Here is a 22459-nt window from a genome sequence, read left to right on the forward strand (position 1 = left end):
GCTACTCGATTATCCGCCCATATATATTTTGATCGTGAAATTCCCCATTGAGAAACTCGGCTTGCTTCAGTCGCCCCTCCAGCGTAAAGCCATTACGCTGCGCGACCCGATTGCTGGCGGTGTTGCTCACAATGCATTTGATAACAAAACGACGAACCAGACCTTCACGAGCATATTTCTGCGTCACCGCTTCTAACGCCCGGGAGATAATTCCCTGCCCAAGAACATTCTCATCCAACCAGTAACCGATATACGCCGTCTTATTGGTTGGCTCAATCTGGTTAAATGAAATCACACCCATGATTTTCCGATCGCGCATGATCAGAAACATTTTTGCGTAACCGCGGTGATGCAAAATGTAATTACCCTGCGCGTTCTTACGTGAATCCTCAACGGAGATGACAAACTGCGGCCAGTCCATCGCCGTCTGTAACCAGGCTTTATTTTTTTGCACCACGGCAAAAAGTTCATCCGCATAACGTTCGTGGATGGAATGCAGCGCCAGGCTGTCATCCACCTCAATCACTTCATCCTGCCAGTTATCTGAATCCCGCACCCATTTGCTCCTCTGTTCTCCCACCCGACAACATTATCACCATGGAAAATAATGGTGCAGAAAATCACATTGCACCACTGATGCCCCCCACCATTGCGCAACCTTTGCCACGCGCGTTCTGCCATGCGGCTTCGCGGTCTGGTACGGATATTGCTTAACATCTTTGTAACCCAAAGGAGACTCAGATGAAAGCGATCATAATTGGCGGCGGCATTGGTGGACTCTCGGCGGCAATTGCCCTGAAAAGATGTGGCATTGAGACCGAAGTCTATGAGGCGGTAAAAGAAATTAAGCCTGTTGGCGCGGCGATTTCAATTTGGCCCAATGGCGTAAAATGCCTGAACTGGCTTGGCATGAAAGAACCACTCCAGCAATTGGGCGGGCCTATGGAATATATGGCTTACAAAGAATTTGTTCACGGCCAAACGTTGACGCGTTTCAGTCTCGATCCATTGATCAAAAGTGTGGGCGAACGCCCTTATCCGGTGGCGCGCGCGGAATTGCAGGACATGCTGATGGATACTTACGGGCGTGCCGATATCCGCTTTGGTCAGCGTGTGGCGCGTAATGAAGAATTCGACGGCGGCGTGCGAGCCTGGTTTGAAGGGGGCCACGTGGCCGAGGGCGATGTGTTGATTGCCGCCGATGGCACCCATTCGGTGATTCGCCCCTACGTCCTCGGCCATCAGACCGAACGCCGTTATGCCGGGTATGTTAACTGGAATGGTCTGGTCGAAATCGATGAATCTATCGCTCCGGCGAATCAATGGACGACGTTTGTCGGCGAAGGAAAACGCGTTTCGCTCATGCCGGTAGCCGGGAATCGCTTTTACTTCTTCTTTGACGTGCCGTTAGACAAAGGGCTGGCGGAAGACCGCACCACGGTGAAGGCCGATTTGACGCGCTATTTTGCTGGCTGGGCGCAACCGGTTCAAAAACTCATTTCTGCTATTAACCCCGACACCACCAATCGCATAGAAATTCATGATATTGAACCCTTTATGCAACTGGTTCGCGGGCGTGTTGCACTGCTTGGTGACTCAGGCCACAGTACCACGCCGGATATCGGCCAGGGCGGATGCGCTGCCATGGAAGATGCCGTGGTGCTGGCGATGGCGCTGCAAACCAACTCATTAGGCGTGGAAGATGCCCTGCTGCGTTACCAGGAAAAGCGGGCGTATCGCGTGAAAGATCTGGTGCTTAAAGCCCGTAAACGCTGCGATGTGACTCACGGCAAAGATATGAACGTCACCCGCAGTTGGTATGAAGAGCTGAAAAGTGAAACCGGCGAGCGTGTGCTTTCCGGCATGCGGGAAACCATTCTCGGCGGGCCGCTGGAGTAGATTGCATTAAATTTCATTGAAATCCTGAAGGGTGTTCCAGAAATGACGTCATAAATTGACGTCATTTTTATATATGCTAGCATGACTTCATAAATTGACTTCATGGAAGGGTTCATGGGCTATGGCAAGGACTACCTCAGAAACAAACATCAAGGCACGTTAAAACAGATCTTCAACAAACCCACATCAACGAGCGTCAAATGGCAGGATGTGGAAATGCTGATCGTGGCGCTGGGAGGCGAAGTGAGTAACGGTAGAGGATCCAGGGTACGTTTTCTGCTCAAAGGCAGTGTCGCCCGCTTTCATCGGCCTCACCCAATGCCGGAGACTGACAAAGGTGCCATGGTCAATTTACGAGAATGGTTTGAAAGTATTGGAGTAACACCATGACGGATTCACACGCAATTCCCAACACAATGGTGATTTGTGGCCAGCCCGCGTTGATCACCTGGGTTCCTGAAATCAGCCTGTTTCGTGGCAAATTTCTTGGGCTTTCCGGTTACTGCGATTTTGTCGCCGATAGCGCCAAAGGCCTGATGGAAGAAGGCGAAATTTCTCTTGGGGAGTATCTCGCTGATTGTAAAGCCAGCGGAATTGAACCGTACGAACGTGAAGAGAAAATCAAAACGTTTACCCTGCGCTACCCGGAATCTTTTGGCGAGCGCCTCGCGATTGCCGCAGCCGAGCAGCGTATGTCGGTGAATAGTTTTATTGTCGAAATGCTCAGTAAGCAGATGAAATTAAAGTAGTTAGTGAGGATATTTGTCGGGTGACGCTGCGCTTACCCAACCTACAGATAAGCACAGCGTCATCCACTGTTTTACTTCATGATGCGATCGTCAACGTATTTACGTTTATCCGGCGCTGGCGGGAAGTAGTGATACAACCAGGTTTCACTGATGGCATCACCCTGGCAGCGCAGGAACATGCGCATATCTACCGGGTCGGTGGAGTCGTCCGTTGGATACCAGTCGAACAAAATGCGATACCCGTCGAATGGCTCGACATACAGAATTTCAATTTGACGCGCTTCGCCATTAGACAGGGTAATCACCGGCTCAATACCTTTCGGTGCCGCAGCTTTCAAATCCCCGCCAATGAAATCAATCGCGAAACGACGCGACCATTTATCCGGGAAATGCTCGCCTGGCGCCCAACCTTCCGGGAAGCTGCCCATGCCGGTACGCGTGGCGTAAACACGTGCCAGCGGCGACTGGATTGGCGGCAAACCGCTCCAGTACAAACGGTATTTAAATTCCAGTTCGTCACCAGCTTTGACTGATTTTTCCGGCTGCCAGAAGCAGACGATATTATCGAGCGTTTCGCCGGTAGTCGGGATTTCCATCAGGCCAACGGTGCCCTTGCCCCACTTGTTCAGCGGCTCCACCCACAGGCTTGGGCGCTTGTTATACCAGCCCATAATGTCCTGATAATTAGCAAACTCGTGGTCGAGTTGCAGCAGACCAAAACCTTTCGGGTTATTGTCGGTATAGGCGTTGTACTGCAACTTCTGCGGGTTATTGAGCGGCCGCGTCACCCACTCGCCGTTACCGCGCCACATCGCCAGGCGATCGGAGTCGTGAATTTGCGGGTGAATGGTGTCACACATGCGGCGCTCATTGGTGCCGCAGGCGAACATGCTGGTCATCGGGGCGATACCCAATTGCTTAATATCTTCACGCGCATACAGGTGATTATCGACATCCATCACCACGCGTTCAGCCTCACAATTGATAGTAAATTTGTATGCCCCGGTGACACTGGCGCTGTCGAGCAGTGCGTAGACCACAAATTTGGTGTCGCCTGCTTTCGCCGTTTCAAACCAGAACGAAGTAAAGTCCGGGAACTCTTCGAGCTGATCGGTATAAGTGTTTACCGCAAGGCCACGTGCGGACAGACCATATTGGTATGTGTTATCAACCGCACGGAAGTAGCTCGCGCCGAGGAATGAAACCACATCGCGACGCGCCAGTTCCGGCGCTTTAAATGCTTTAAACCCGGCAAAGCCAAGATCTATCTGGCCTTCGAGCTGTTTGGTATCCACGCCTGCATCGTTATAGTTGAACAGCTCAGGGCGGAAGTGAATTTCACGCGCCTGATGGCTGGCTGCATCTACGGAGAACATGCGCACACGGCGGCGGAACCCCATGCCAACGTGGAAGAACTGCACGTCAAGCTGGCGGTTTTCGATGTTATTCCACAGCGAGTGTTCAGCATCATACTGAATTGCGTTATAGGCCTGTGGAGTCAAGTTGGCCAGTGTATCTGGCAGCGGACGCGGTTTGCCGACCCAGGGTTTCTTCGACAGGTCATGAGCCATGGACTGAAGCACAGAAAAATCGAATTCAGTGGTGCGACCATCGGCAATTTCAGACTCGCTCGCATAGGCTGCGCGCGAGAAGAGCGTGGCAATTGAAGTAGTGCCGCTGACTGCGGCGAGAGCCATTGAGGCTTTGATAAAACGTCTGCGGTTCATGCCTGAAAAATTGTCCTTCTTTGTCGATGTGTTACGTCCCACCCGGGGCAGAACAGCGGCAAAATCTAGACCGCACACTCTAGACAAAAATCACTGAAAAACCAATCAGAGACACAGACCTTTACGCAATATTTGTAGGGGGGAGTTTGTTGGGTGGATAAGCGTATGCGTCATCCACCGAATTGTCGGGTGGCGCTACGCTTACCCGACCTACGAACGGCTTGGTATCTGCCTATTTGACGGCGACATCGATACCAGGGAAATACTTTTTGGCAAGCGCGGTAATCGTGCCGTCAGCACGCACTTTGTCGATAGCCGCATCAAGCTGTTTCTTGGTAGCCTCATCGCCTTTACGCAGACCGTAGCCGATACCGCTGCCCAGAATTGTATCGTCGCTCACCGGCTTGCCGATAAAGCCAAAACCCTTGCCCTGCGGCTTGCTGAGGAAACCCGCCTGGCCTGCTGCGGACATCACCAGCGAGGCATCAATACGGCCGTTGAGCAAATCCCCCCACGCCATATTTTGGTCTTTGTAAGAAACGACCGTCACACCGTGTTTTTCCCAATGCTCTTTCGCATAAGTTTCCTGAATGGAACCTTGCAGAACGCCGATGGTTTTGCCTTTCAGCCCGGCTGGCGTGGCTTCCATACCGCTGTCCGCTTTCCCGACCAGTTGTGATGGAATACGGTAAATTGGCTGGGTAAAATCGATGCTCTTACGGCGCTGCTCGGTGATGTTCATCGCAGAGTTGATGGCATCAAACTTCTTCGCCATTAAACCTGGGATCAACGCATCAAACGACGTTTCGACCCATGCGCATTTCAGGCTCGCCGCTTTACAAATCGCGTTGCCCAAATCGATATCAAACCCTTCAAGCTCGCCCGCCGAATTACGGCTTTCAAATGGCGGATACTCGGCTTCCACGCCGTAGCGCAACTCGCTTGCCGCAGATACCGCGAAAGAAGCGCACATCCCAACCAACAAACTTAACGCGTAAACTTTTTTCATTATGACCTCGTATCAGCGTGGCTTAACCTGGCAAAGTGCCTGAGCACCCGCACGTAACGTAGCTTCATCTTTCGCAAATGACAAACGAATCAATTTGTTGTCTGTCCCATCGGTATAAAACGCGGAGAGCGGAATGGTCGCCACGCCATATTGGGTAATTAAACGCTTCACCATTTCACTGTCAGATTCATCACTGAAATGATCGAACTTCGCCAGCAGGAAGAATGAACCGGCGCTTGGCAACAGTTTAAACGGCGAGTCCACCAGCAATGATTGCATTAAATCGCGTTTGCGCTGGTAAAAAGCCGCCAGCGATAAATACGTTTCCGGGTTCGCCATATATTCAGCAAACGCATATTGCATCGGCGTATCCGCTGAGAACATCAGGAACTGATGCACTTTGCAGATTTCATTCATCAGTTCAGCCGGAGCCAGGCAGTAACCTACGCGCCAGCCGGTCACGTGGAATGTTTTGCCGAATGACGAAACAATCACGCTGCGCTCGGCCAACGCCGGATGCGTCGCCATGCCGTGATGGCGCTCGCCATCAAACACGATGTGTTCGTACACTTCATCGGAAAGAATAATGATGTCAGTGTTGCGCGTCAGTTCCGCCAGCCTATCCAGATCGTGGGCGCTGAACACCTGCCCGCTTGGGTTGTGCGGCGTATTGATGATAATCATGCGGGTGCGCGGGGTAATGGCGGCACGCACTTCATCCCAGTCGACGGTGAAATCTGGCAGCGCCAGTTTCAATGCCACGGGGGTCGCACCTTGCAGGCGAACAATGGGCGCATAGCTATCAAACGATGGCTCGAAATAAATCACTTCATCGCCCGGATGCACTAACCCGCTAATTGCCGAATAAAGCCCTTCGCTGGCGCTGGCGGTAATTAAAATTTCATCGTCAACGTCATAATGAGAGCCGTAAAGCGTGGCGACCTTTTCTGCGATCAGCGTTTTTAACGGCCTGAAACCGGTCATCGATGCGTATTGGTTATGATTATCCTGCATCGCTTTGGTTACACCGGCGATCAGCTTGGGATCCGGTGCAAAGTTTGGCGCGCCCTGAGAAAGGTTGATGGCGTTATGTTGCGCCGAGAGTTGGCCGATAACGGTAAAAATGGTGGTTCCAACATCCGGTAATTTTGAACGAAATTGCACCGGGGTTTGCATAGTCATGGCCGCTCCTGTGAATGCGCGATTTGCATAACTATTCAAACTGTAACAGGTTGCGACCACAACCGAATTGTTGTCATAATAGCCATGCAAAAAAATCATGGCTCAGCGGAGAGTAACCAGACATGCGGCGCAATTTTCCCCTCAATACGGTTGATGCTTTCCTGGTGACGGCCAAACATCTCAATCTCACTCGCGCGGCCAAAGAACTGTGCCTGACGCAAGGTGCCGTGAGCCGTAAAATTTCCTCACTTGAAGAGTGGTTGGGCTTTTCCCTGTTTGACCGCCATGCCAGGGGGTTGCATCTTACGCCGCAAGGCAGCGCCCTGCTCCCTGAGTTACAGCAAGCGTTCGAGCATCTGCTGAATGTGGCGAGCGATGCCGCTCACAAGCCAAGCGTTATCCGCCTGAAAGCACCGACCTGCGCCATGCGCTGGCTGGTGCCTAAACTGGTGCAACTGGAAAACGTGTCGCCGGATATCCAGGTGGCATTGACCACGACGGTGGAACATGGCGTGAACTTTAATAACGAACCCTTTGATGCTGCCATTATTTTTGGTAAGCCTTCCGCCAGCGGCACGTTGCTGTTTGAGGAGCGCCTTACGCCGGTGATAAGCCAGCATTTAATGCCTGAAAACACGTTAACGCCTGAGGATCTGAGCCGTTATACCTTCCTGCACCCGACGCGCGATCGCACGGACTGGTCGTTATGGTTTGCGCAGAACGTGGCTCATCCCCCTGTTATGAATAAAAATCAACACTTCGACACCATGGACTTAGCCATCAGCGCCGCAATTCAGGGTTTTGGCATTGCGATCGCCGATGCCACGCTGGTGGCGGAGGATTTGCATCGTGGAAGACTGGTGCAGCCGTTCGCGGGCAGCGTGAAGACGGGGGCATGTTATTGCCTGGCGCTGCGGCCGGGGGAGGAAAGCCACACGGGGCTTGAGGCGTTTAAACGGGCGCTGTTGGCGGTAAGCTAGCTGGCGGTTAAGCGATCTATCTATGTCGACGTGGTGATTTTCCGTTCACCAGAACGTTATTCGATCCCATAAATATCGATGAACGGTGAACGTTTAGTGAACGGAAAAAATGCGGACATAAATATTCCCCCCGGGTGAACGGAAAATCTCGATCCTCCAAAAGCCATAAGCTTACTTCCCCCCATTTCTGTTATCCCCGTAACATATTCCCTACATCTCCATTGCAAGGAATAGATTCACACGCATGATGTCGCCAGACTCCCCTTATTGAGCAGAACGATGATTGCCGTTGCTTTAGTTGATGACCATGTGGTGGTGCGCTCTGGATTTGCGCAGTTACTCAGCCTTGAAAACGATATCAAAATCGTGGGCCAATACAGCTGCGCCGCCGAAGCATTTCCTGCGTTGATAAAAAACCAGCCCGATGTCGCGGTGCTTGATGTTGCGATGCCGGACGAAAATGGGCTGAGTTTGCTCAAACGCCTACGCCAACAGCGCCCAGGATTTCGCGCCATCATTCTGAGCATTTATGACACCACCGCCTTTGTGCAAAGCGCGCTCGACGCCGGGGCCAGCGGTTATCTTACCAAACGCTGCGGCCCGGAAGAGTTAGTGCAGGCGGTGCGTACCGTCGGGATGGGCGGGCATTATTTGTGCGCTGATGCCCTGCGAGCCTTGCGCCATGCGGGCCAGCCCGCCAAAGTGCTGGAAGTTCTCACGCCACGCGAGCATGAAGTCTTCGATCTGCTGGTCAAAGGCGAAAGCGTGAAACACATCGCGGAGCAACTCAACCTGAGCCACAAAACAGTGCATGTTCATCGCGCTAATATCCTCGGCAAACTGCAATGCGAAAGCACTATCGACCTGGTGCATTTTGCCCTCGAACACCAACTGTTAGCCGGGCACTAAATGTCTCGTTCGTGGCGTCATCTGCTGTTATCACTGTTTATTATTTTCGCCTGGGGTTTGACCTGGCTTGCGCTGTGGACGATCAGTTTTTATCTCACCGATAACGGTCAGCAAGCCACGCTGTTGCTACCGCAAGGCGTGCATCTGGCGCTGCTGATTCTGCTGCATCGCCGCTATTGGCCAGCGCTGTTTATTCCGGTGCTGGGCCTGCTCGGCGGGCTTTGGCAACAGCAGTTGATGACCGAGCCGGTGATGTTACTCTCGCCCTTCCTCAGCGCCGTTCCCGCTCTGGTTGTTCAACATTACTGGCACCGTTACACGCTTTACTGGCAGCGCCTTTCGCTGTTGATGGCGGCGATTACCAGCGACGCGCTACTGCACACATTAGTGCTGACACCTTTTCTCTCGAGCACTCCATCTCAAACGCTCCTGGCGGCGTTTACCGGCGGCGTGGTACTGACGCCCTTCGTCTATTTGATTTATGAATATCTGCGCCAGCAACACCTGGAAAGTCTGCTGGCTCAGGAAACACCAAATCCGCCGCTGCGCACCTCGCTGCTCATCTGGTGCAGCCTGTTTTTTATTATTGGCGTCGGCGCGCAAATGGTGGTGTCACCGGAAATCGAGCGGCTGTTGTTGATTGTGGTGTTTTTGCCAAACGTGGTGATGGCCTACAAATTTGGCTGGCAAGGCGGCGTGCTGGCAGCCCTGCTCGGCAGCATGATGATTACCATCGCCCGGCAAATTGGCAGCGGCTTTAACGGCCTGATGGAAATGGAACTGTTTCTTTCAACGCAGGCGCTTTTGGGGATTGGGCTGGGGATTGCGATAAGCCGCCAGCAGCATCTGGCCAATAATCTGCACCGTTATCGCCAACGCCTTGAAGTTGAGTTGCAGGCGCGGCGCGAGCTGATGGAACAACTGGTGCACACCGAAGAGGACACGCGCAAAGACCTGGCGCGTGAACTACATGACGAAATTGGTCAGAATATTACCGCCATACAAATTCAGTCGATGCTGGTGAAACGTACCGCCAGCGGTGACGCCACGGTGCTCGCCGCCGAGCAAATCAACCAGCTTGCCCAACGTATTCATCACTCAACTCGCCACCTGTTGCGCCAGCTTCGCCCGCCAGTTTTAGACGAAATTTCTCTCGATAAAGCGCTGCATCACTTGATGCAGGAGTTCGCCTTTGCCGAGCGCGGAATTACCTGTCGTTTTCACTACGATTTACCCGGCCAGCCGACCAGCGACCCGGTGGTGTTTACCCTCTACCGTCTGGTGCAGGAACTGTTGAACAACATCTTCAAGCACGCTGATGCCAGCCTGATTGAAATCTCGTTAACTCAACAACCCCAGGGCGTGCGTCTGGAAGTCAAAGACGATGGAATTGGTTTTAGCGGCACCACCCATAACGGCCACGGTTTGCAGGGAATTGCCGAGCGGATCCGCGCCTTAGGGGGAGATTTACAGCTCGAAAGCCAGTCTGGCACGCGCGTAATTGTTAACCTGCCCACACTTTTTGAACAAAAACAGGAATAACCAGGAATAATTCCTGGTTGGCTAAAACCTTGTCTCATCCCCTTTCTATCAGCGTTTTCTATAGTCATTTCAACCCGGAGGGCGAGCATGATTTCCGAGCAAACTATCGGTCGTGATTACCGTTACTGGCGCCCACGTTTGCTGCTGTCGATGGTCGTGGGATACGCCGCATTTTACCTGACGCGCAAAAGCGTCAGCTTCGTACTCCCGGCAATGCAGGTCGATCTGGCGTTAAGCAAAGGCGATATCGGCTTATTAGGCACGCTGTTTTATCTCTCCTACGGCCTGTCAAAATTTGCCGCAGGATTGTGGCACGACCGCCGGGGCGCTCGCTGGTTTATGGGCGCGGGATTACTGGCAACCGGGATACTTAACATTCTTTTTGCCTTCGGCACTAACCTGACGATGTTGCTGATTATCTGGACGCTAAACGGCTTCTTCCAGGGTTGGGGATGGCCGCCGTGCGCGAGGTTGTTGACGCACTGGTATTCGCGTAATGAACGCGGTTTCTGGTGGGGATGCTGGAATACCTCCATTAACCTCGGTGGCGCTGCCGTTCCGCTGATTTCCGCGCTGATGGCGCTGTGGTTCGGCTGGCAGGCCTCGTTGTTCGCTTCGGGTGCCATCGGCATCGTGATTGGGATTTGGCTGTGTCGCAGCTTAACCGGCACGCCGCAAGAGCTGGGTTTACCCCCGGTCGGCGTCTGGCGACATGACCCGCTGGAAATGCGCCAGCAACAGCTCAGTCCGCCGATGCCGCAGTGGCAAATGTTTCGCAGCACGGTGTTGCAAAACCCGATGATCTGGCTGCTCGGCGTAAGTTACGTGTTGGTTTATCTGATTCGTATCGCGCTCAACGACTGGGGCAATATCTGGCTTTATGAAAGCCACGGCGTGAATTTACTCAGCGCCAACGCCACGGTGATGCTGTTCGAAATGGGTGGATTACTTGGGGCGCTGTTTGCTGGATGGGGTTCAGATTTGCTGTTTCGCGGCCAGCGCGGGCCGATGATTTTACTGTTCGCGCTGGGGCTGTTTGTCTCGGTTGCCGCACTGTGGTTATCGCCGGTTCACCACTACGCGCTGCTGGCCGTGTGCTTTTTTTCCATCGGCTTTTTTGTCTTTGGCCCGCAGATGTTGATTGGCCTTGCCGCCGTGGAATGCAGCCATAAACAGGCGGCGGGTAGCGTCACAGGATTCTTAGGTTTATTTGCCTATCTGGGTGCGGCACTGGCGGGATGGCCACTGTCGCAAGTGATTGAGCGTTACGGCTGGTCTGGGATGTTCGCGTTATTAACCGTGGCCGCCGCACTGATTGGATTTTTGCTGATGCCCCTGTTAATGGCGGGCATCAGCGCGCAGGACAGGAGTGTTGGCGCCATGGACCCGGCAGTGACTTTACCTCAGGACCCTTTATCTCAGGACAAATAGGATAATAATATGAAACTGACCGTGCTCTCTTCTCTGGTTGCCGCGGGTGTGGCGTTGGCTACCCTGTCCGGTGCCGCGCAGGCCAAAGGCCGTCTGGTGGTGTATTGCAGCGCCACCAACGAAATGTGTGAAACCGAAACCAAAGCCTTCGGCGAAAAATACGATGTGAAAACCTCGTTTATCCGCAACGGTTCAGGCAGCACGCTGGCGAAAGTCGATGCCGAGAAGAAAAACCCGCAGGCCGATGTGTGGTACGGCGGCACGCTGGACCCGCAATCTCAGGCGGGGGAAATGGATCTTCTGGAGCCGTACAAGTCAGCCAATCTTGCGCAAATTATGCCGAAGTTCCAGGACCCGGCTAAACGCAAAGGCAACTATTCCTCGGCGGTGTACATCGGCATTCTCGGTTTTGGCGTCAACACTCAGCGCCTGAAAGAGAAGAACCTGCCGGTGCCGAAGTGCTGGAAAGATTTGACCAACCCAATTTATAAAGGTGAAATCCAGGTCGCTGACCCGCAAAGCTCAGGCACCGCCTATACCGCGCTGGCGACCTTCGCCCAACTGTGGGGCGAAGATCAGGCGTTCGATTACCTGAAAAAACTCAACGGCAATATTTCCCAGTACACCAAATCGGGTATCGCCCCGGCGCGTAACGCCGCCCGAGGTGAAACCGCCATCGGCATAGGCTTCCTGCACGATTACTCGCTGGAAAAAGAGAACGGTGCGCCGCTGGAGTTGATTTCCCCTTGCGAAGGCACCGGCTATGAAATCGGCGGCGTCAGCATTCTGAAAGGCGCACGCAACATGGACAACGCCAAACTGTTCGTTGACTGGGTGCTGTCCAAAGAAGCACAAGAACTCTCCTGGAAAAAAGGCAAGTCTTACCAAATTCTGACCAACACCACGGCTGAAAGCTCCCCGCTCTCGCTCAAGCTCGATGACCTGAAATTGATCAACTACGACATGGATAAATACGGTGCGACCGACATGCGTAAGGCGCTGATCAATAAATGGGTTAGCGAAGTGAAAATGGGTAACTAACCCATCAACAGGTGACGTTGTCACGCCACCTGTTTCTCTCTTTTTCTTTTGGCCGATGAGGCACTTATGTCTGAAACTTTACTTTTGCGTACGCAGCGAAAGCGGGACGCTATTCTCTGGTGGGTGGCGCTGTGCTGGCTGGCTTTCGCCCTGCTGCCAAGCTGGAGCCTGGATTACGGCCTGTTTGAATCGACCCGCGAAGAACTGATCGCGGCTTATAGCTGGTCGGGCATCAATATTAGCCTGCTGTGGTACGTTTTGCCTTCGCTCTTGCTGCTGCGCCCGTTCAATGAACTGGGGCCAGAAAAGCGCCAGCGCCACTATTTTGACGCCGGTTGGGCATTGTTTTGCATGGCGTTTGTGGTCATCAGCGCAACCATAACCGAGCGCGGTATGGGCTACGCCACCATCGTGCTGTTTATCGCCCTCGGCATGGTGGTAACACTCGCCCTGACTCGCCTGGAATGGCTCGGTGGCGACAGCTTTGTGATTGGTTCACTGGTCACGATTGTGGCGCTAATTGGCGTGTTTATCGTCTGGCCGAGTGTCGCCATTTTCATTCCGATGTTTACCAATGATGCCGGGGAATTTGCGCCGCTGGCGTTTATGGCGGTACTCAGCCAGGCGCATATCATTCAGGTGATTATCAACTCCATCGCGCTGTCGATTGCGGTGGGGATCGGCTGTACGTTCTTCGGTCTGGTGCTGGCGATCTACACCACCCGCATCGCCAAACGCAGCGCGATTATTGGCCGTATCTTCTCGATTCTGCCGATTGTCACGCCGCCATTTGTGGTCGGCCTTGGCGTCACCCTGATGATGGGGCGCTCGGGTTATGTGACTGAGCTGATGGTGGACTGGTTCGGGCTGACCAACACCAACTGGCTGTACGGTTTTACCGGCATCTGGCTGGCGCAGGTTCTGGCCTTCACGCCGATGGCGTTTATGATCCTCGACGGCGCGATTAAAACCATTCACCCGTCGCTGGAAGAAGCCTCTTATACCCTGCGTGCGACGCGCTGGAAAACGTTCAAAGGGGTGTTTTTACCGCTGCTGAAACCGGCACTGGCAAACGCCTTCTTGATTGTGATTGTGCAATCGCTTGCAGACTTCAGTAACCCGCTGGTATTGGGCGGCAACTTCGACGTGCTCGCCACGCAAATCTATTTCTACATCACTGGCTCGCAGCTTGATTACCAGGCCGCCAGCACGCTCGGCGCCTTCTTGCTGGTGTTCTCATTGCTGGTGTTCTGCATCCAGTACATGTGGATTGGGAAACGCTCCTACGTCACGGTTTCCGGTAAATCCAACCGTGGCGATGTACAGCCGCTGCCAGTGACACTGGTGTGGGCGGTGATCGCATTATTAGCGGTATGGATTGCCTTTAACGCCCTGCTCTACGGCAGCATTTTCTACGGCAGTTTCACCGTCAACTGGGGCGTGGATTACACGCTGACGTTCGATAACTTTATCAAACTGTTCGGCCAGGGAATGAGCGATGGCGCGTGGCCTTCACTGCTCGACACGCTGCTGTACGCGGGCATTGCGGCACCGATCACCGCTTTCTTCGGCTTGTTGATTGCCTGGATTGTGGTGCGCCAGCAGTTCCGTGGCAAAAAGACTATCGAGTTCACCACCATGCTGTGCTTTGCCGTTCCAGGCACCGTGGCGGGCGTTTCGTATATCCTGGCGTTTAACAGCGCCCCGGTTTACCTGACCGGAACGGCGGCGATTGTGATTATGTCGATGGTGATGCGTAACGTACCGGTGGGGATTCGTGCCGGTATTGCCGGACTTGGGCAAATCGACAAATCACTCGATGAAGCCTCACTGAGCCTGCGAGCCGGGTCGCTGCGCACCATTATCAACATTCTGCTGCCGCTGCTGCGCCCGGCGATTTTATCCGCGCTGATTTACAGCTTTGTGCGCGCCATTACGACAGTTAGTGCAATCGTCTTCCTTGTCACGCCGGATACCCGAGTGGCTACCGCCTACATTCTTAACCGCGTGGAAGATGGCGAATACGGCGTGGCGATTGCCTACGGCTCGATTCTTATCGTCGTAATGCTGACCATTATTTTCATTTTTGACTGGCTGATTGGTGAAGCGCGAATCTCACGCTCAAAAGCCAAAACCAACGCGTGATTACGGAGTAAAACATGACACAACCTCATTTTGTAGAACTGCGCAATGTCACGAAACGGTTTGGCAATAACACCGTCATTGAAGGCATTAATCTGGCGATCCCAAAGGGTGAAATGGTGACGCTACTCGGCCCTTCCGGCTGCGGGAAAACCACGGTTTTACGCCTGGTTGCCGGGCTTGAAAAACCCACTGAAGGGCAGATTTTTATTGATGGCGAAGATGTGACGCACCGTTCCATTCAGCAGCGTGACATCTGCATGGTGTTCCAGTCCTACGCCCTGTTCCCGCATATGTCGCTGGGCGATAACGTCGGTTACGGGCTGAAAATGCTGGGCACGCCACGGGCGGAAATCAAAACCCGTGTCAAAGAAGCGCTGGCCATGGTCGATTTAGACGGTTTCGAAGACCGTTTCGTTGATCAGATTTCCGGCGGCCAGCAGCAACGTGTGGCACTGGCGCGCGCACTGATCCTCAAACCCAAAGTGCTGCTGTTTGATGAGCCACTGAGTAACCTTGACGCCAACCTACGGCGCAGCATGCGCGACAAAATTCGCGAGCTGCAAAAGCAGTTCAACATCACTTCGCTGTATGTCACCCACGACCAGAGCGAAGCCTTTGCCGTGTCGGACACGGTGCTGGTGATGAACAAAGGCGAAATCATGCAGATTGGCAGCCCGCAAACCCTGTATCGCCATCCTGCTTCGCGCTTTATGGCAAGTTTTATGGGCGATGCCAACGTCTTCCCGGCGCGTTTCGGCAGCGATTTCGTCGAGATTCACGGCTACCGTTTACCGCGCCCGCCGCAGTTGACCATCACTCAGGCGCAAGGCACGGTTGGCGTGCGCCCGGAAGCGATAACGCTGAGTGAGCACGGTGACGAAAGCCAGCGTTGCGTGGTCCGCCACGTGGCATATATGGGGCCACAATATGAAGTGACCGTGGAATGGCATGGGCAGTCGCTGCTGTTGCAGGTGAATGCCACTCGCTTACAGCCTGATGTCGGGGATAATTACTATCTCGAGATCCACCCATACGGCATGTTTATATTGGCGGATGCGGCGTAAATGGTGGATGACGCCTGCGGCTTATCCACCCTACAAAATCATGCATTTGTAGGTCGGATAAGCGCCAGCGTCATCCGACAAAAACCGTTATCTGTGGGCCGCAATAATGCGGCCCTTTATTACAGCAACCCGCAGCGCTTTTTACTGCGATCCGATGCCTGTTGATACAACTCAAACTCATCGGCAACGGGCGCACCAAGCGCTTCTTCAAACGCGGTGCGGCTGGAATGACCGTGGCTGCGCGCCCCGCCGTCGCTGCCCAAATTTGACTGGAAAATCCCTGCCGCACTCACCGGCAGGAAATCTTCGTAGATGATCGGTTGTGCCACCAGCCAGCCGCGCTCAATCAACGGTTGCGGGTCATCGCCGGGTTTAATCGCCTGGCGGTGCATTTCACCCACTGGCGTTAAACGGTAGCGGAAATACGCCAGATCCTGGCAGCGCATCAGCGTTTCGCTGTCCGGCAGGCGACTGAATATTTCCTGCAAATGCTGCTGATGGCTGAAGTTATCCTGGCCGCTGCCCGCCTCGTTAAGCAATTCATCATATAAGGCGCGCCCTTTCGGGGTGAGCGCAACGCCGCGCTGCTCGATTTCACCGAAGCGTGCGGTATGCGTGCCGTGATGGACGCCCGCAAAAATAATGGGTTCTTCGAGCGCCTTGAAGCTGGTCTGACGCAGCAAAATCGGGAAGTTGCGGCGTGGTGGACCTTCGATAATCGCTTTCGGAGCAATACCATATTCCGGCATCAGCGCTTGTACGCGGTCGATATCCAGCGTGCGTGGCGTGAGGTGGTTAATATGGCAGCCCCGGAAACAGACCACGTCGGCAATTAAACGATGCTGCTCATGAAACGCCTGATAGGTCTGCGCATCCACCGTGGCGTGGCTGTGCCAGCGGAACGTTTCCAGCGCCTGAGTCACAAACTCGTCGGCCTGCGCTTCAGTAAATGCACCCTGCTGGTCGTAAATATCGAGCAATGCCCGGCAACGCGGGGTGAAAATGTCACGTTCTGCGAGAATGGCCGCAGCGGTTTTACGCAACGCTTCGTCGTCAATCAGCTCTAAACGCAGCAACGAGGTGAAAATGCGGAACGGGTTACGCGCCAGCGCCGCATCGTCAATCGGGCGAAACGCCGTGGAATGCACCGGAACGCCAGCCTGGGAGAGGTCGTAATAGCCGACCGGAACCATGCCCATAACGGCAAAAACGCGGCGCAACGTCGCCAGTTCTTCCGCTTTCCCCACCCTGATTGCCCCGTGGCGTTCAACATTCAAACGCGCCAGTTCGTCAGCATTTTCTAGCTGTTGTTGCAAATCGGGACTGTTTTCTAACACCGCCAGATTCACGTCGGCCACTAACTCTAACAAGGTGCCGTACTGAGGCACCTCTTGCTGGTACATCGCCGACATTGCTTGCGAAAATTTTTCCCGAATATCATCAGCCGTGATGTTGTTCGCCATGATGTCGTATCTCCAGTGAATATTGCTGAAAGCGTAGAATGTCGTGCGGGGGTTTTGGGGGAAGAATTTTCGTTTTGTGACCGACTATACAGCCGTACATCAGAAGTAATGCTAACCGCCAGTTACATAACTAAAAGCTATGTAAAACCACGCTTAAATTCACTTTAATTTAACAACTTATTAACTGAGACTGGGTGTGGCGATTTTTAAAACCACAACACATCGCCCCTGCATACCCTACAACTGGAGCTGGCTATGTCTCAGATTTGGCAACCTCGTGAATTAGTTCATCGTGATTACGATTCGCACCCACCGGCATTCGCGCCGGGCTACAAAACCAGTGTGTTACGCTCGCCGCGCAACGCGCTTATCTCATTGCAGAACTCCCTTTCTGAGATAACCGGGCCTATTTTTGGCGCAAAAGATCTCGACCCGCTCGATAACGATCTGATCATGAATTACGCCAAAGACGGCCTGCCGATTGGCGAGCGTATTATTGTGCACGGCTATGTGCGCGACGGTTTTGGTCGCCCGATGAAAAACACGCTGGTTGAAGTGTGGCAAGCCAATGCGGGCGGGCGTTATCGCCACAAGAAAGACAAATATTTAGCGCCCATCGACCCTAATTTTGGCGGCTGCGGACGTGTGCTGACCGACGAAAATGGCTATTACTTTTTCCGCACCATCAAGCCAGGCCCGTATCCGTGGCGTAATCAGGCCAGCGACTGGCGGCCTTCACACATTCACTTTTCACTCTCTGGTGACGCCTTCGCCCAGCGTCTGATTACGCAGATGTATTTTGAAGGCGATCCGCTGATCAAGCAGTGTCCGATTGTGAAAACGATCAATAACGATGACGCCATCCGCACGCTGATTGCCGAACTGGATACCCATGCTGCGGTGCCGCTCGATTGCCTGGCGTATCGCTTTGATTTAGTGCTGCGCGGGCAACGTGCCACGTTGTTTGAAAATCGCACTCAAGGAGCCGTGTGATGAAAGATTATTTAGCCGAAACCGCCTCGCAAACCGCAGGCCCGTATGTGCACATTGGTCTCGCTCCACAGGCTGCCGGATTTAACATTTTCGAGAAAAACTTCAGCCATGTGCTGACAAACTCCCACACCCAGGGCGAGCGCATTGTCGTTGAAGGCCGGGTGTTCGACGGCTCCGGCACGCCGGTGCGTGATGTGCTGTTAGAAGTGTGGCAAGCCAACGCTGCCGGGCGTTACAACCACCCTGCTGACCAGCAAACGAAGAAAGCCCTGGATGAGGATTTCCGTGGCTGGGGCCGCACGTGTTCAGATTTTGACAGCGGTGTGTGGCGTTTTGACACCATCAAACCTGGTGCGGTTATCGGGCGCGATGGGCGATTAATGGCTCCACATCTGAATCTGTGGATTGTGGCTCGCGGGATTAACATCGGCCTGAATACGCGGATGTATTTTTCTGACGAGCAAGAGGCAAATGAAACCGACCCGGTGCTGAATCTTATCGAATGGGAAGTGCGCCGCAATACCTTGATTGGCAAGCGCGAGCAGCGCGGATCTGAGATTGTTTATACTTTTGATATTTATCTTCAGGGGGAGAAGGAGACGGTGTTTTTTGACGTGTAGGTGGGGCACCGTTCACTGGCACGTTCACCGTTTCGGTAATTCCTGGGAACACTGAACGCCAGGTGAACGGAACAAACACCATTCCGGCAAAGGCCCTGCCAATAACCCCACCCTCACCATTTGTTATCAATAAAACTCAATTGTTAATGAAATTTTGCTAGCAAGTTATCAAAATTAAACAACTTATCTTGTCAGTGCGACGGGTCTGTTTTTAACATCAGGTTATGGAAAAAAACGGTTTGTTCAGTCAGCGCATTCGCTTGCGCCATCTTCATACTTTCGTGGCTGTCGCTCAACAGGGAACACTGGGGCGCGCAGCTGAAACTCTTAATCTTAGCCAGCCTGCACTTTCAAAGACGCTTAATGAGCTTGAGCAACTCACCGGCACGCGTTTGTTTGAGCGTGGGCGGCTTGGCGCGCAGATGACGCTGATGGGCGAGCAGTTCCTGACGCATGCGGTGAAGGTGCTCGATGCGCTCAATCACGCCGGGCAATCGCTGAATCAGAAAGATGGGCAAAGTACCACGGTGGTTCGCGTCGGCGCGCTGCCCACGGCGGCGCTGGGGATATTGCCTAAAGTTATCGGCCAGTTTCATAAGCAGCAAAGCGATGTCACGTTACAAGTGGCGACCATGAATAACACCATGCTGCTGTCCGGTTTGAAATCGGGCGAGCTGGACCTGGGTATTGGCCGCATGTCAGACCCGGAATTGATGACCGGGCTGAATTATGAGCTGTTATTCCTCGAGTCATTAAAACTGGTGGTGCGCCCTGGGCATCCGCTGTTGCATGAAAACATCACGCTGAGTCGCGTGATGGAGTGGCCTGTGGTGGTGTCACCGAAGGGGACTATTCCACGTCAGAACGCGGAAACGCTGCTCGTCAGCCAGGGGTGTAAAATGTCTGCCACCTGTGTTGAAACGCTGTCTGCTTCGCTTTCGCGCCAGTTGACCGTCGATTACAACTACGTCTGGTTTGTGCCTTCAGGTGCCGTGAAAGAGGATTTGCGTCAGGGAACGCTGACTTCGCTACCGGTCACTACACAAGGTGCAGGTGAGCCAATTGGGGTTTTAACGCGGGTGGATACGCCACTGTCTCCAGCGGCGCAGATTTTACTGTCGTCGATTCGCAAGTCGATTCCGGGGTGAAAAAGGGAGGATGACGCGTAGGTCGGATAAGCGTTAGCGTCATCCGACACTCATTAACCCGCAGCATCCAACTCATCAAACACCTGTTGTGCCAGATGCATGGTGGCGTTGGCTGCGGGTAAACCGCAATACAGCGCCGAATGCATAATCAACTCTTTAAGCTCATCCCGCGTCACGCCGTTATTAAATGCGGCGCGCAGGTGCATTTTCAGCTCGGCTTCACGGTTAAGCGCAATCAACATCGCGATGGTGATCATGCTGCGGGTATGGCGCTCAAGCCCCGGACGTGTCCAGATATCACCCCAGGCATAGCGCGTGATGAAGTTCTGAAACTCGTCATTCAGCGGCGTGAGCTGGGACAGTGTGCGGTCTACGTGGCTGTCGCCCAGCACTGCACGACGCACTTCCATGCCCTGCTGATAGTGTTCTTCGTCCTTCATGATGTCAGTCGTCCTGTTGAATAAAGTTAAGCAGCGCCACATTGAAACCGTGGGCATCGCCGACATTGGAAAGATGCGAGGATTCAAGCGTGACGAGATGCGAGCCGTGAATTTGCTGATGCATAAATTCGCTGTCGGCGACGCTGCAAACCGGGTCACTGGCTCCGGCGATAAACTGCATCGGTAATGTGATGTTGCCAATTTCACCCCGCAAATCGGCGGCGGCAAGCGCTTCGCAACAAGAGGCATAACCTTCGGCATCAATGCCTGCAAGGGTTTCACACAGGGCATCAACTTGCGAGTGGTGATGTTTCACAAAATCTTCGGTAAACCAGCGCTGTGGCGCACTGTTAGCGATGGCCGCCATCCCGTCATGACGCACAGTCCGCGCGCGCTCCAGCCAGCCGCTTTGCTCGCCCACTTTCGCCGCACTGTTGGCAACGGTGACGGAAAGAAAACGCTCCGGGGTAAAACGTGCCAGCCATAAACCCGTCAGCCCGCCCATGGAAATCCCGCAGAAATGCGCCTGTTTAACGCCTGCATCATCCATCACGCTGATGATGTCTTCCGCTAGTTGCGGCAGCGTTGTTTTGCCATTTTTGGTGGTCCGTCCGTGACCGTGTGTGTCGTAACGCAGCACGCGGAAATTCTCAAGCAGTGCCGCCATTTGTGGCTGCCACATCTCAAGCGTGGTGCCCAGCGAGTTCGACAACACCACCACCGGTGCGCCGCTGCGCCCTTCGAGTTGATAATAAAGGCTCATGTTACCCTCCTGGTTTGTTGTGCCGCCCGCGCCAGAACCTGGCGGATAAACGCGTCGTTGCTGCCGAGGGCGTGTTGCGGGTCGAGCAAATGTTCGATTTGGGTCAAAGAAAGATAAGGCGTGACTTGCGGGTTTTCTGCGAGCAATGCCGCAAGCGGCTGGTTTTCATCCAGCGCACGGTGGCAGAGCTGTTCCACCAAGTGATGCGCAGGCTGTTTGCCCATAAACTCCGCCAACGCCAGGGTCACGGATTCCGCCATAATCAGGCCGTGAGTGATATCCAGATTGGCGCGCATTTTGGCGCTATTTACCTGCATGCCGTTGAGTAATTCCAGCGACGTTTGCATCACCCCGCCCGCAAGCGTAATCAGTTGCGGCAGCACTTCCCATTCAGCCTGCCAACCGCCAAGCGCCCTTTCATGCTGCTGATTCTGACTGGCGTACATCGTCGCCATCAGCCCCGGAATGCGTGTGCTTGCCGTTAAAATTGCCGCACAGCTTACCGGGTTACGTTTATGCGGCATGGTTGATGAACCGCCGCGCCCTTCTGCAATCGGCTCGCCGACTTCGGCAACTTCGGTTTGCATCAGTAAGGAAAAATCACTGGCGAATTTCCCAAGCGTACTCGCCACACCCGCGAACCAGGCGGCGGACTCCAGCAACCTGTCGCGCTGGCTGTGCCAGGGTGTATCGGCTTGATGAAGATCCAGGGCGTTTGCCAACGCCTGCGCCACCGTAATTCCCTGCTCTTTCAGCGAGGCCAGCGTCCCGGCGGCTCCGCCGAATTGCAGCACCAGCACACGCGGTTTGATTTCACGCAAACGTTGCTGCCAGCGCAATAGAGCATCAAGCGTTCCCGCGAGTTTCAGACCAAAAGTTATCGGCAGCGCGTGCTGCATCCAGGTGCGGCCCGCCATGACGCTGTGCTGATGGTGTTGAATTTGTTCGGTTAACGCGCGGATGAGTTGTTCGATAAGCACTTCAGAAACTAAAAACGCTTCCCGCAGTTGCAGAACCAGGCCCGTATCTATCACGTCCTGGCTGGTTGCTCCCCAGTGAACGTACCGCGCGGCCTGTTCATCCTGACGTTTTACGTTAGCGGTGAGCTGTTTCACCAGCGGGATCGCCAGGTTTCCGGCTCCAGCCGCAGCTTGCGCCAGCGCCTGCGGGTCGAGTTTATCGGCCTGACACTGCGAGGAAATCACGGTGATAACCGATTCCGGGATCACGCCACATTTCGCACAAGCCAGCGCCAGTGCCGCTTCAAAATCCAGCATCCCTTGTAACGTGTTGCCATCGCTGAAAATTTCGGTCAACGGTGATGCACGCAACATGGGGGTAAACAGTGTCATGC

General features: G+C 53.9%; 21 protein-coding genes. 13 read left to right on the forward strand and 8 right to left on the reverse strand.

Annotation, left to right across the window (positions count from 1 at the left end; all coding sequences use genetic code 11):
• Position 1: 1 nt before the first annotated feature.
• On the reverse strand, positions 2–556 hold the full coding sequence (gene rimL / locus DY231_RS12995; protein WP_115628866.1) for a 50S ribosomal protein L7/L12-serine acetyltransferase: 555 nt from the start codon (positions 554–556) through the stop codon (positions 2–4).
• A 185-nt stretch (positions 557–741) separates the two neighbouring features.
• On the opposite strand from rimL, the gene hpxO reads away from it, so the two are divergent.
• The 3 genes from hpxO (at position 742) to DY231_RS13010 (ending at position 2648) form a co-directional block, all read left to right on the forward strand.
• Entirely contained in the window at positions 742–1899 is a 1158-nt protein-coding gene (gene hpxO / locus DY231_RS13000; RefSeq protein WP_115628868.1) for an FAD-dependent urate hydroxylase HpxO, read from the forward strand.
• Between the two features lie 114 nt (positions 1900–2013).
• Positions 2014–2289 (forward strand): type II toxin-antitoxin system HicA family toxin, encoded by a 276-nt coding sequence (locus DY231_RS13005; protein WP_115628870.1) that lies wholly within the window; start codon positions 2014–2016, stop codon positions 2287–2289.
• Entirely contained in the window at positions 2286–2648 is a 363-nt protein-coding gene (locus DY231_RS13010; RefSeq protein ID WP_115628872.1) for a type II toxin-antitoxin system HicB family antitoxin, read from the forward strand. The genes DY231_RS13005 and DY231_RS13010 overlap by 4 nt, the downstream gene beginning before the upstream one ends.
• Before the next feature lie 71 nt (positions 2649–2719).
• Here DY231_RS13010 and DY231_RS13015 read toward each other — a convergent pair whose 3' ends face one another.
• The 3 genes from DY231_RS13015 to DY231_RS13025 form a co-directional block, all read right to left on the reverse strand.
• Entirely contained in the window at positions 2720–4375 is a 1656-nt protein-coding gene (locus DY231_RS13015) for a glucan biosynthesis protein D (RefSeq protein ID WP_115628874.1), read from the reverse strand.
• A gap of 232 nt (positions 4376–4607) precedes the next feature.
• Positions 4608–5384 (reverse strand): transporter substrate-binding domain-containing protein, encoded by a 777-nt coding sequence (locus DY231_RS13020; RefSeq protein WP_115628876.1) that lies wholly within the window; start codon positions 5382–5384, stop codon positions 4608–4610.
• Positions 5385–5396: 12 nt separating this feature from the next.
• The gene (locus DY231_RS13025) at positions 5397–6566 is read right to left on the reverse strand and encodes a pyridoxal phosphate-dependent aminotransferase (protein WP_115628878.1); all 1170 of its coding nucleotides are present in this window, start codon (positions 6564–6566) and stop codon (positions 5397–5399) included.
• 122 nt (positions 6567–6688) lie between these two features.
• Here DY231_RS13025 and DY231_RS13030 point away from each other — a divergent pair, with 122 nt between their 5' ends.
• The 7 genes from DY231_RS13030 (at position 6689) to fbpC (ending at position 15678) form a co-directional block, all read left to right on the forward strand.
• Entirely contained in the window at positions 6689–7546 is an 858-nt protein-coding gene (locus tag DY231_RS13030; protein ID WP_115628880.1) for a LysR substrate-binding domain-containing protein, read from the forward strand.
• A gap of 279 nt (positions 7547–7825) precedes the next feature.
• Complete coding sequence (locus tag DY231_RS13035) at positions 7826–8455, forward strand: response regulator transcription factor (protein ID WP_034495122.1); 630 nt, start codon at positions 7826–7828, stop codon at positions 8453–8455.
• Positions 8456–9997 carry an MASE1 domain-containing sensor histidine kinase gene (locus DY231_RS13040; RefSeq protein WP_115628882.1) on the forward strand — a complete coding sequence of 514 codons (1542 nt, stop codon included), beginning with the start codon at positions 8456–8458 and terminating at the stop codon, positions 9995–9997.
• Between the two features lie 87 nt (positions 9998–10084).
• A complete protein-coding gene (gene uhpC / locus DY231_RS13045; RefSeq protein ID WP_115628884.1) occupies positions 10085–11428 on the forward strand; it encodes an MFS transporter family glucose-6-phosphate receptor UhpC in 1344 nt (447 codons plus the stop codon).
• A gap of 9 nt (positions 11429–11437) precedes the next feature.
• Positions 11438–12469: an ABC transporter substrate-binding protein gene (locus DY231_RS13050; RefSeq protein WP_034495116.1), complete on the forward strand. Its 1032-nt coding sequence runs from the start codon at positions 11438–11440 to the stop codon at positions 12467–12469.
• A 66-nt stretch (positions 12470–12535) separates the two neighbouring features.
• Entirely contained in the window at positions 12536–14614 is a 2079-nt protein-coding gene (locus DY231_RS13055; RefSeq protein ID WP_115628886.1) for an ABC transporter permease, read from the forward strand.
• A gap of 14 nt (positions 14615–14628) precedes the next feature.
• A complete protein-coding gene (gene fbpC / locus DY231_RS13060) occupies positions 14629–15678 on the forward strand; it encodes a ferric ABC transporter ATP-binding protein (protein WP_115628888.1) in 1050 nt (349 codons plus the stop codon).
• A gap of 119 nt (positions 15679–15797) precedes the next feature.
• On the opposite strand, the gene hglS is transcribed toward fbpC, so the two are convergent.
• Positions 15798–17141: a 2-oxoadipate dioxygenase/decarboxylase HglS gene (hglS, locus tag DY231_RS13065; protein ID WP_115628890.1), complete on the reverse strand. Its 1344-nt coding sequence runs from the start codon at positions 17139–17141 to the stop codon at positions 15798–15800.
• A 255-nt stretch (positions 17142–17396) separates the two neighbouring features.
• Between hglS and pcaH the strand changes: the two genes are divergently transcribed.
• The 3 genes from pcaH (at position 17397) to pcaQ (ending at position 19902) form a co-directional block, all read left to right on the forward strand.
• Positions 17397–18134, forward strand: a complete 738-nt coding sequence (pcaH, locus tag DY231_RS13070) for a protocatechuate 3,4-dioxygenase subunit beta (protein WP_034495085.1) — start codon at positions 17397–17399, stop codon at positions 18132–18134.
• Positions 18134–18754, forward strand: coding sequence for a protocatechuate 3,4-dioxygenase subunit alpha (pcaG, locus tag DY231_RS13075; protein ID WP_115628892.1), 621 nt, complete (start codon positions 18134–18136; stop codon positions 18752–18754). Before pcaH ends, pcaG begins: the two co-directional genes overlap by 1 nt.
• Before the next feature lie 224 nt (positions 18755–18978).
• Positions 18979–19902: a pca operon transcription factor PcaQ gene (gene pcaQ / locus DY231_RS13080; RefSeq protein ID WP_115628894.1), complete on the forward strand. Its 924-nt coding sequence runs from the start codon at positions 18979–18981 to the stop codon at positions 19900–19902.
• A 53-nt stretch (positions 19903–19955) separates the two neighbouring features.
• Here the strand turns inward: pcaQ and pcaC are convergent, their stop codons facing one another.
• Genes pcaC through DY231_RS13095 form a run of 3 tightly spaced genes read right to left on the reverse strand, consistent with a single transcriptional unit; the run spans position 19956 to position 22457 of the window.
• Positions 19956–20342 carry a 4-carboxymuconolactone decarboxylase gene (gene pcaC, locus DY231_RS13085; RefSeq protein ID WP_115628896.1) on the reverse strand — a complete coding sequence of 129 codons (387 nt, stop codon included), beginning with the start codon at positions 20340–20342 and terminating at the stop codon, positions 19956–19958.
• Positions 20343–20346: 4 nt separating this feature from the next.
• On the reverse strand, positions 20347–21105 hold the full coding sequence (pcaD, locus tag DY231_RS13090) for a 3-oxoadipate enol-lactonase (RefSeq protein ID WP_115628898.1): 759 nt from the start codon (positions 21103–21105) through the stop codon (positions 20347–20349).
• Positions 21102–22457: a 3-carboxy-cis,cis-muconate cycloisomerase gene (locus tag DY231_RS13095; protein ID WP_115628900.1), complete on the reverse strand. Its 1356-nt coding sequence runs from the start codon at positions 22455–22457 to the stop codon at positions 21102–21104. Before DY231_RS13095 ends, pcaD begins: the two co-directional genes overlap by 4 nt.
• Positions 22458–22459: the final 2 nt, after the last annotated feature.

The organism is Buttiauxella agrestis (assembly GCF_900446255.1).
Lineage (GTDB): Bacteria > Pseudomonadota > Gammaproteobacteria > Enterobacterales > Enterobacteriaceae > Buttiauxella > Buttiauxella agrestis.

What these genes read in the sequence shown, in the direction of transcription:
- hpxO (WP_115628868.1), top strand. Translation starts at nt 742, where the DNA reads ATGAAAGCGATCATAATTGGCGGCGGCATTGGTGGACTCTCGGCGGCA.
- DY231_RS13005 (WP_115628870.1), top strand. Translation starts at nt 2,014, where the DNA reads ATGGGCTATGGCAAGGACTACCTCAGAAACAAACATCAAGGCACGTTA.
- DY231_RS13010 (WP_115628872.1), top strand. Translation starts at nt 2,286, where the DNA reads ATGACGGATTCACACGCAATTCCCAACACAATGGTGATTTGTGGCCAG.
- DY231_RS13015 (WP_115628874.1), bottom strand. Translation starts at nt 4,375, where the DNA reads ATGAACCGCAGACGTTTTATCAAAGCCTCAATGGCTCTCGCCGCAGTC.
- DY231_RS13020 (WP_115628876.1), bottom strand. Translation starts at nt 5,384, where the DNA reads ATGAAAAAAGTTTACGCGTTAAGTTTGTTGGTTGGGATGTGCGCTTCT.
- DY231_RS13025 (WP_115628878.1), bottom strand. Translation starts at nt 6,566, where the DNA reads ATGACTATGCAAACCCCGGTGCAATTTCGTTCAAAATTACCGGATGTT.
- DY231_RS13030 (WP_115628880.1), top strand. Translation starts at nt 6,689, where the DNA reads ATGCGGCGCAATTTTCCCCTCAATACGGTTGATGCTTTCCTGGTGACG.
- DY231_RS13035 (WP_034495122.1), top strand. Translation starts at nt 7,826, where the DNA reads ATGATTGCCGTTGCTTTAGTTGATGACCATGTGGTGGTGCGCTCTGGA.
- DY231_RS13040 (WP_115628882.1), top strand. Translation starts at nt 8,456, where the DNA reads ATGTCTCGTTCGTGGCGTCATCTGCTGTTATCACTGTTTATTATTTTC.
- uhpC (WP_115628884.1), top strand. Translation starts at nt 10,085, where the DNA reads ATGATTTCCGAGCAAACTATCGGTCGTGATTACCGTTACTGGCGCCCA.
- DY231_RS13050 (WP_034495116.1), top strand. Translation starts at nt 11,438, where the DNA reads ATGAAACTGACCGTGCTCTCTTCTCTGGTTGCCGCGGGTGTGGCGTTG.
- DY231_RS13055 (WP_115628886.1), top strand. Translation starts at nt 12,536, where the DNA reads ATGTCTGAAACTTTACTTTTGCGTACGCAGCGAAAGCGGGACGCTATT.
- fbpC (WP_115628888.1), top strand. Translation starts at nt 14,629, where the DNA reads ATGACACAACCTCATTTTGTAGAACTGCGCAATGTCACGAAACGGTTT.
- hglS (WP_115628890.1), bottom strand. Translation starts at nt 17,141, where the DNA reads ATGGCGAACAACATCACGGCTGATGATATTCGGGAAAAATTTTCGCAA.
- pcaH (WP_034495085.1), top strand. Translation starts at nt 17,397, where the DNA reads ATGTCTCAGATTTGGCAACCTCGTGAATTAGTTCATCGTGATTACGAT.
- pcaG (WP_115628892.1), top strand. Translation starts at nt 18,134, where the DNA reads ATGAAAGATTATTTAGCCGAAACCGCCTCGCAAACCGCAGGCCCGTAT.
- pcaQ (WP_115628894.1), top strand. Translation starts at nt 18,979, where the DNA reads ATGGAAAAAAACGGTTTGTTCAGTCAGCGCATTCGCTTGCGCCATCTT.
- pcaC (WP_115628896.1), bottom strand. Translation starts at nt 20,342, where the DNA reads ATGAAGGACGAAGAACACTATCAGCAGGGCATGGAAGTGCGTCGTGCA.
- pcaD (WP_115628898.1), bottom strand. Translation starts at nt 21,105, where the DNA reads ATGAGCCTTTATTATCAACTCGAAGGGCGCAGCGGCGCACCGGTGGTG.
- DY231_RS13095 (WP_115628900.1), bottom strand. Translation starts at nt 22,457, where the DNA reads ATGACACTGTTTACCCCCATGTTGCGTGCATCACCGTTGACCGAAATT.